At 32.7% G+C, this 8,643-nt stretch carries 8 protein-coding genes and 1 pseudogene; 7 read left to right on the top strand and 2 right to left on the bottom strand.

Features of this window, described 5'->3' with window-relative positions:
* Window positions 1-377: 377 nt before the first annotated feature.
* The 7 genes and pseudogenes from BUB80_RS01250 to BUB80_RS01225 all read left to right on the top strand — a co-directional run.
* Window positions 378-989 (top strand): annotated as a pseudogene (locus tag BUB80_RS01250) (IS3 family transposase); the annotation flags it as partial.
* 213 nt (window positions 990-1,202) lie between these two features.
* Complete coding sequence (locus BUB80_RS01245) at window positions 1,203-1,577, top strand: DoxX family protein (RefSeq protein WP_073290129.1); 375 nt, start codon at window positions 1,203-1,205, stop codon at window positions 1,575-1,577.
* A gap of 302 nt (window positions 1,578-1,879) precedes the next feature.
* Window positions 1,880-2,050 carry a lmo0937 family membrane protein gene (locus BUB80_RS23320; RefSeq protein WP_139262469.1) on the top strand — a complete coding sequence of 57 codons (171 nt, stop codon included), beginning with the start codon at window positions 1,880-1,882 and terminating at the stop codon, window positions 2,048-2,050.
* A 318-nt stretch (window positions 2,051-2,368) separates the two neighbouring features.
* Window positions 2,369-3,784: an inorganic phosphate transporter gene (locus BUB80_RS01240; protein WP_139262467.1), complete on the top strand. Its 1,416-nt coding sequence runs from the start codon at window positions 2,369-2,371 to the stop codon at window positions 3,782-3,784.
* A 45-nt stretch (window positions 3,785-3,829) separates the two neighbouring features.
* Window positions 3,830-4,660, top strand: a complete 831-nt coding sequence (locus BUB80_RS01235) for a universal stress protein (protein ID WP_073290127.1) — start codon at window positions 3,830-3,832, stop codon at window positions 4,658-4,660.
* Between the two features lie 161 nt (window positions 4,661-4,821).
* On the top strand, window positions 4,822-5,640 hold the full coding sequence (panB, locus tag BUB80_RS01230; RefSeq protein ID WP_073290125.1) for a 3-methyl-2-oxobutanoate hydroxymethyltransferase: 819 nt from the start codon (window positions 4,822-4,824) through the stop codon (window positions 5,638-5,640).
* Between the two features lie 21 nt (window positions 5,641-5,661).
* Window positions 5,662-6,612 (top strand): bifunctional helix-turn-helix transcriptional regulator/GNAT family N-acetyltransferase, encoded by a 951-nt coding sequence (locus tag BUB80_RS01225; protein ID WP_073290124.1) that lies wholly within the window; start codon window positions 5,662-5,664, stop codon window positions 6,610-6,612.
* 57 nt (window positions 6,613-6,669) lie between these two features.
* On the opposite strand, the gene BUB80_RS01220 is transcribed toward BUB80_RS01225, so the two are convergent.
* Window positions 6,670-8,133 carry a LytR/AlgR family response regulator transcription factor gene (locus BUB80_RS01220; protein WP_073290122.1) on the bottom strand — a complete coding sequence of 488 codons (1,464 nt, stop codon included), beginning with the start codon at window positions 8,131-8,133 and terminating at the stop codon, window positions 6,670-6,672.
* Complete coding sequence (locus BUB80_RS01215) at window positions 8,130-8,633, bottom strand: hypothetical protein (RefSeq protein ID WP_073290120.1); 504 nt, start codon at window positions 8,631-8,633, stop codon at window positions 8,130-8,132. Before BUB80_RS01215 ends, BUB80_RS01220 begins: the two co-directional genes overlap by 4 nt.
* Between the last annotated feature and the right edge of the window lie 10 nt (window positions 8,634-8,643).

Here is an 8,643-nt window from a genome sequence, read left to right as displayed (position 1 = left end):
AGTTATTTTCTTCGATATGATGATTGATCTTGCGGAAAGCGAATATCAAATTGATATCAGAAAAAACTCCGCATCCGCACAATCAGCAACTTCCGCAGAACAGAAAAAGAAACTTTAGTTTTTATCTGTGGATTGTCCGGACTGGATAGACAAGTCTATTATCGAAGTTTGAAACGCAGCACAATTCGTATTAACACCGCTCAGCAAGTGGTTATATTGGTGGAAGAAAAGCGTATGATGCAACCAAAAATAGGTGGCAGGAAATTGTATTTCATGTTAAAAGAACCTCTGAGATTATTGAACATTGGCAGAGATAAGTTCTTTGATATTTTACGGGCTAATCATTTACTGATTGTTCCCAAGACAAGAGAAGTTATCACGTTACAACCAACTCACATCATCGCTTCAGAAAGCACAAGAATATGATATTAGATTATCAAATCAACAAGCCCAATCAAGTTTGGGTTGCAGACATTACTTATATTGGAAATAGAGCAAATCCGAGTTATTTAAGTTTAATAACAGATGCTTATTCCAAGAAAATCGTAGGACATCATGTTGCAGATAATCTCAATACGGAAAGCAGTTTAATCGCTTTAAGGAAAGCTTTGAAAAATAAGAAGGTCAATTTAGAATCATTAATCCATCATTCTGACAGAGGTCTGCAATATTGCTCGAATGAGTACCAAAGACTATTGGAAAAGAACCGCATAGGATGTAGCATGACGCAAAACTCGGATCCTTACGAGAATGCAGTGGCAGAAAGAATTAACGGAATTTTGAAACAAGAATTTGATATTGATAAATATGATATAGAAACATCTCTGAGAAGAAAAATAGTAGATCAATCCATTGAAATCTACAATGAAATGCGTCCACATTTTTCGAATCATTATCTTACGCCAAACCAAATGCACAACCAGTCTGAATTGAAAATGAAAACATACAAAACAAAAAACCAAAGCAAAAACATTTTTGCTTTGGTTTAATTAATTATTTTTATCCTATAATCTGTATCGAATTTTTAGGACCAGACAATCATATATCTTTTCGATTTCTATCTAACTCACCTTAATAAACTGAATTCAAATAATTAAGAACCAATTTGTTTTGGTCTTATTCTTGAACGTAGTATATAACAGAATTGATCGAATTAATTTTTCAATCATTTTCAAAAAATAACAATCACTAAAATATAAAATATGGAAACTAAAGAAATATCTAGAATTGCTCTTGGTGTATTTTTAATCACTGCGGGCATTGGGCACCTTACCTTTGCCAGAAAAGAATTTCAGGCTCAGGTTCCGGATTGGGTTCCTTTGGCAAAAGATGACACTGTTGTTTATTCAGGAATTGCGGAGATCCTTTTGGGTACAGCCACCATCGTAACTCCTAAGAAATATCGAAAAACGATGGGGAAAGTGGTTGCAACATTCTTTGCTGCAGTTCTTCCAGGAAATATTGCACAATATACCAATCGGAAAGATTCTTTTGGACTAAATACAGATAATCAAAGATTGGGAAGGCTTTTCATGCAGGCTCCTTTGATTGGGTGGGCTTTAAAATCAACTGACTAATCTTTTGATTAATCATAACCGAAGATGTAACAGGTAAATTGCAAGACATTGTTTTTTTATAAAGATCTTACAATCAAACCACTTAAGTGTAATGCTTTTGTGGTTTAATTTTTTTTTAGATACTATTCCATTCTACTCTTATTTTATCTGGAGAATAAAAATATTCCAAAACTTTTTTTTAGGCAATATGTTATTGTTTTTTAGTTAGTTTGACGTTCTTCAAGAAAAAAAATAAAGTCTTTTTATTACTATAGGCATAGTATATGCTATTATTTAACCGAATCACTTAAAAATTTACTATTATGAAAAGTTTATTATGGTTAGTAGCAGTCATTTGTATTATCGTATGGCTTTTAGGAATGTTGGGGATTGTACCGGGAATAAGTACTGGATATTTAATTCATGTTTTATTGGTCATTGCCATAATTGTTATTCTTTATAATATTATTTCAGGCAGAAAGCCGCTTGATTAAAAATTTTAATAATTAAATCCAAATCATAAAAAGATGTTCGTCAGTTGATGAACATCTTTTTTTGTGCAAGAGTTTTAAATGAAGTTTCTGTTTATCGTTATTTCTATGAAATGTAATACAGCGTTAACTATTCATTGATATTCAGATAATAAAGACCACTTACTTTTGTATAGATGAAAAAGAATTGGTGATATTGAGATTGGCCTCAGTTGTTCTCTCTTCAGCAAAATAATAATGCATCTAGATTGTGATTATTAAAAATTGATGATAGTCTGTTCATAACGATGTATTTAATGTAAAGAAACACACATATACACTATGTTTTTAGATGAAATGATGTCTTTTTTAGGTGGATCAGGTTTAACCACAGGTCTTTTGACCGTTTTTATACTATGTTTGCTTGCGGTAGTAGCGTTTGAATTTGTAAACGGATTCCATGATACCGCCAATGCTGTAGCAACCGTAATTTATACGAAAGCACTTAAACCCGTTATTGCCATTCCTTGGTCGGGATTCTGGAATTTTTTAGGCGTTTTTACCGGTGGAATTGCTGTAGCTATGGGAATACTAAAATTGGTTCCCATGGATGCACTTATGAGCTTGCCAACGGCTGTTGGAGCAAGTCTAGTTCTCGCTGTTTTATTGGCTTCCATTATTTGGAATTTGGGAACTTGGTATTTAGGAATTCCGTGTTCCAGTTCTCATACCTTAATTGGTGCTTTAATTGGTGCTGGTTTAGGATTTACCTGGTATTATGGAGGAAGCGGTGTCAACTGGCATAAGGCTGAAGAAATTGGGTTATCATTAATTTTGTCACCCATTATCGGTTTTGGTTTGGCTGTTTTATTAATGTTATTTTTAAAGCATGTGGTGAAATACAAAGCCCTTTTTCACATTCCAACAGGTGAAAATGATAAACCACCTTTGCTTATTAGAGGTATTTTAATTCTTACGTGTACTCTAGTTAGCTTTTTTCATGGAAGTAATGACGGACAAAAAGGGGTTGGACTTTTTATGTTGATATTGATTGCATTTCTGCCTGCCAAATTTGCTATTGATCATAATATTCCTAATGAAAAAATTATTTCTACCTTAAATCAAACTGAAAAAACGCTGCAAACAATTGCTTCAACAAACACTCAGAACACTGCAGAATTTACTAAGTTAGCTCAAGATATTGAAGCAGTAAAGTTACATCTCAAATTCAAAAGTGAAAAGAATAAAGAAGCCACATACACATTTAGAAAGCAGGTAGAAGCTTTAATAAAATCTATTAAAAAATTAGATGAAAATAAAGCGCTAACCATTGATGAAAATACGACTAACGAACTTCATCATCAGGTGTCAGAACTTAATAAAATAACTGAATTTGCTCCAATCTGGGTTATTATTGCGATTTCTGTTTCATTGGGCCTAGGTACCATGATTGGTTGGAAAAGAATAGCCGTAACAATTGGTGAAAAAATAGGAAATGAACATTTAAATTATGCACAGGGGGCTTCAAGCGAAATTGTTGCAGCTTCAACCATTGGAATTAGTACGCTTTTTGGATTACCGGTAAGTACAACCCACGTTTTATCAAGTGGTATTGCAGGATCTATGGTAGCATCTGGGGGTAAAAACAATTTAAATCCGAGCACTTTAAAAAGTATTGGCTTGGCATGGGTTCTCACCCTTCCCGTTTCTATTATCTTATCTTTGTTGTTATTTTTATTCTTCCATTTGTTTATTTAATTAAGATGATTTTGATTAATTTACAGTATTAAAACACGAAAAAAAATGAAACAAATACTCGTTGCCTCAGATTTTTCCAACAGCGCAAGCCATGCGATGACATACGCCTTGTCTCTTGCTAAAATTTTACAAATGGAAGTTGCTGTTATTCATGCAATACACCCTACAGAAGGCATTAATAACAGTACCTATAATGCAATTTTTATTGAAGATTATTATGCTAAAAAGAGATCTGCTTTAAAAGAATGGGCAGAGACATTCAGGCAAAATGAAGCTTATCAAGAGGTGCCCATAAAAACAGTATGTGATGTAGGTTTCTTACGTAAGGTAATTAACAAATACACGGAATATAATGCAGTATCATTTCTGATGATGGGGATTACGGGCGCTACAGGAATTAAAGGGATTGTTGGTAGTAATACGAGTATGGTAGTTACAAAAATGAGAATTCCTACCTTAATTGTTCCTCTGGAAAGTGTGTTGCCTGCATTTCCTGCAGTTGCTCTTGCTACAGATTATAAAACAACCAAATTATCTGTTAAAGATGTTAAAGCATTGACCCAGATATTGAAGGCTACGAATCCGAAAAAACTAGATGTTCTTCATATAGCTGAAAAAGATATGGACGCTAAATCTATAAAGAATGGTGAAAAGAAATTAAAAGAACAGATTCCTAATGTAGAGATTAATTTCAATTATATTGATGATGAAGGTAAAACATCCAATGGAATTATAGATTTTATAGAGACGAATGAAACTGATATTCTATGTCTGGTAAAGCGCAATCATAATATCATTTACCGCTTATTTGCAAGCAGTACGGTAAATGAAGTACTGAATAAATCGGTGAAGGCCATATTGGTATTGCATGAATAAATAGGTAAGGAAATGCCACAATTATAATAAGATGTTCGTCAGTTGATGAACATCTTTTTTTGTTGAAAAATAGTTAAGACAAAATTATTTTATATATTTGCATAACTAATTATGTAATTAATTATATAATTAGTTAAAAAACCAAATAAAGCTTTCCTTCCATGTCAACATATACTGAAAACTTAAAAAAGGTAACCACTCGCTCTTTGTTCAAATTGAAACAACAAGGCGAAAAGATAAGTGTATTAACGGCTTATGATTATACAATGGCAAAAATAATTGATGAAGCAGGAATTGACGCCATTATAGTTGATGATTCGGCATCTAATACAATGATTGGAAACGCTACTACCCTTTCGATTACCCTCGATCAAATGATTAATTATGCTACATCCGTTGTAAATGGGGCTAAAAGAGCGCTGATTATTGTTGATATGCCTTTTGGAACATGTTCAGGAAACCCTCTTAAGTCTCTTGAAAATGCAATACGAATGATGAGAGAAACAGGCGCTGACGCTATAAAAGTAGAAGGTGGAGAAGAGATTAAAGATGATATTAAAAAAATAATTGATGCAGGAATACCGGTAATGGTTCATCTGGGTTTAATGCCGCAATCTATTAACAAATATGGAAGTTATACGGTAAGAGGAAAAAATGAAGAGGAAGCTCAAAAACTGATCAGTGATTGTCTCTTAATGGAAGAATTAGGCGCTTTTGGATTGCTACTTGAAAAAATTCCGGCAAGGTTGGCCACGGAAATTGCTCAAAAAGTAAAAATTCCCGTGATCGGTATCGGAGCGGGCGCTGGTGTTGATGGACAGGTACTTGTGATACAGGACGTAATGGGAATGAATAAGGAATTCTCTCCGAAGTTTTTACGACGTTATGCAGATCTTCATACGATTATGACCGATGCAACTAAAAATTTTATTTCAGATATAAAAGAAGGAGATTTTCCTAATGAAAATGAATGGTATTAATTAAATAACAATAAGTAAAATATGGATTTTTATAACAGAACAGGAAAAATGGCGATTGGGAGCAGATTGAGATTACTCACAGGAAAAGTAACTGAAGATGCTGCCAAGATCTATGAATTATATAACATAGAATTTTCTCCAAAATGGTTTCCTGTATTTTTTATTCTGGCTGAAAATGGAGGTAAAACCATTACCGAAATTGCTGAAGAAATTGGTCACTCCCAGCCTTCTGTTACGAAGATTATTAAAGAAATGACTGCGGCAGACCTGGTTCATTCAAACTTACAATCTGATGATAAAAGAAGAAATATGGTAGGGTTGACAAAAAAAGGAATTGAAGTTTCAAAAACGCTGGAAACTCAGTGTGCTGATATTGAAGAGGCCATTGAAAGTATGACCGCTGAAGCTTCACATAATCTTTGGGAAGCAATAGCCGAATGGGAATTTCTTTTAGAAAAAAAATCGCTTTTTAAACGCGTACAGGATCAGAAAAAAAACAGAGAAAGTAAAGATGTACAGATCGTAGAATATCAAGCCGAATATCAGGAAGCTTTCCGAGCTCTGAATGAAGAATGGATTTCCACTTATTTTGAAATGGAAGAGGCCGACTACAAAGCCTTAGATAATCCGCAGGAATATATTCTGGATAAGGGCGGAAAAATATTTGTGGCCTTATATAATGATGAACCTTTAGGCGTTTGTGCTCTAATTAAAATGAATGATGGCGATTATGATTTTGAAATGGCAAAAATGGCTGTATCTCCCAAAGCGCAAGGTAAAAGTATTGGTTGGCTGCTGGGACAAAAGGTTGTTGATACTGCCAAAGAATTAGGCGCTTCGAAGCTTTATCTTGAAAGTAATACGATTCTGAAACCAGCTATCAATCTTTATTATAAGTTAGGTTTTGAAAAAGTTGCGGGCCATGCCACACCTTATAAACGTTGTAATATTCAAATGGAATTGATACTATAAAATATAATAAGCCTCCAATTTAGGAGGCTTTACATTAGGAATAAAGTTTGGTATAAATTATTCAATATTCTTTTTAAAATTTCTAGACAATGGAATTTCTATTTTCCCTTCCAGAAAAACGGAGGTCCCGTTATTGGAAATAATCGAATTTTTATTAACGATAAAAGATCTGTGAACCTGCGTGAAATTGGGTGGTAATTCTTTAATAATTTCAGAAATTTTACCTCTTACAAATTCTTTCTTTTTAGATGTATACAGCTGTAAATAATGATCTTCTGCCTTGATATATAAAAGTTCCTTGAGATAGATCTTTGTTCTGTTTTTCAATACAATATGGTCTTCTATGACTAATTGTTTCACCTTTTCAAGCTCTTGAATGGTCTGCGTATGTTCTATCTGTAGAGATTCTTTTTCCTGATCCAGTTTTTTCTTTCTATAGTCTACCCTCTTCCATCGAATAATAGAATACATAGCGATAAGAAACACTATTCCTATCAAAAAGAAATACAGTATTTTATTTTCCTGATAATTCATTGCTATTTTTTTTAGAGAGGAGATTTGCTTATCCTTTTCAATTACCTGATATTTGGTGTTAATCTGATGGATGGCTATATTTTGCTCTGTATCATTTATTTTTTTGTTTAAATGAGTGTAAAGAGAATCATATTTTTTGCGGTTTGGATGGTCGTTTAAATAGTCATAACTTTCCTTTAACTTCTGATATAGAAGTCTTTTGGATTTTAATTCATATTGTTGAATGGGAACCGTTTCAGCTTTCAGGAACCAATAAACAGCTTCATTATATTTTTTTTGAATGAAAAATGAATTTCCATAATTGTAATAAAGAATGAACAACTCATATTGTATTTTATGTTTTGAAGCTAAATCAATTCCCTGAACAAAAAACTTTTCTGCTGCTTGAAAATCATTTTTTGTATAATTAAAAAGTCCATAATTATTTAGAATTTTAATTCTTGTTTCAAGATTCGTAGAATTTTGGCTGTAAGTGTAAGCGGTATCTAAAATTTTAATGGCAGCATCAATAACTTCAATATTTTTTCTTTTATCAAAATCAAATTCATAAAATTTTTCAATCGCTTTTTGATTGTAAGCTAATGCTAACCTTTCATTTGATTTTGTTTTGGAGGCATAATTATAATAATCATTAAAAAAAGTATATCCATATTTGTCATAGTTTACCTGTGAGGAAATCACTTTATGAATTTCCAGCGACAAATCGTGGTACTGATTTTTATAATTTAATTTTCCAAATAGATCTCTGCTTTTCATATAGTAATAAAGCGCAGAGTCTTCCTGATTGAGATATTCAAAATTTTTGCCCAAAACATAGTTGTATTTAGCCAACTCTAATGAGGATTTTTCGTTAAGAATATTCCTTTTTAATGTGACTATATTTTGAGGGAACTTTTCAAATTTTTGATTCTCGAGATAGCCGTTCAGACTCTGAGCTTTAATGATGATTGCAGAAAATATAAGAAGTATATATTTTATTGCTTTCATGGAAGTTCTTCTATTCTCACAACTCCTCCGTCATGTGTCTGACGTGGAATGGGACTCAACTCATGTTTACAGATATCATCTACCGGATTGTCCTCATGAAATTTTGACCATTCGTCAGAAAAATTCAGGAAATTTTCAATTGTAACGAGTTCATCATATCCGAACTTTCTAAGTCTCGATTCAAAATAAGGCATTAGTCTTTCAAAATCTCTGTAATCAATCTCATTTAAAAATGAAATTCTTACTTTATCATTTTTGTTCCATCCTAAGTCATTTTTGAACATAAAATCAAATGTACCAGATTCTAATCCTGCTGACATGCAAGGGCTTCCTGGGTTTTCATTTGAAATATTAATAACAACTCCTTTTAAAGTATCTCCAGCTTTTGTTTTAAGATTTAAAACCTTTGCACCTCGAAATTTGAATTGACTAACGTTGGAAATGCCACTCAATGTTGCTTCAATTTTTATGAAGTCTTTTGCAATTTTAATTGTACTCATGATATTAGTT

Source organism: Chryseobacterium polytrichastri (genome assembly GCF_900142445.1).
In the GTDB taxonomy this organism is placed as follows: Bacteria; Bacteroidota; Bacteroidia; order Flavobacteriales; family Weeksellaceae; genus Chryseobacterium; species Chryseobacterium polytrichastri.
This window is presented reverse-complemented; position numbering and strand designations above follow the sequence as displayed.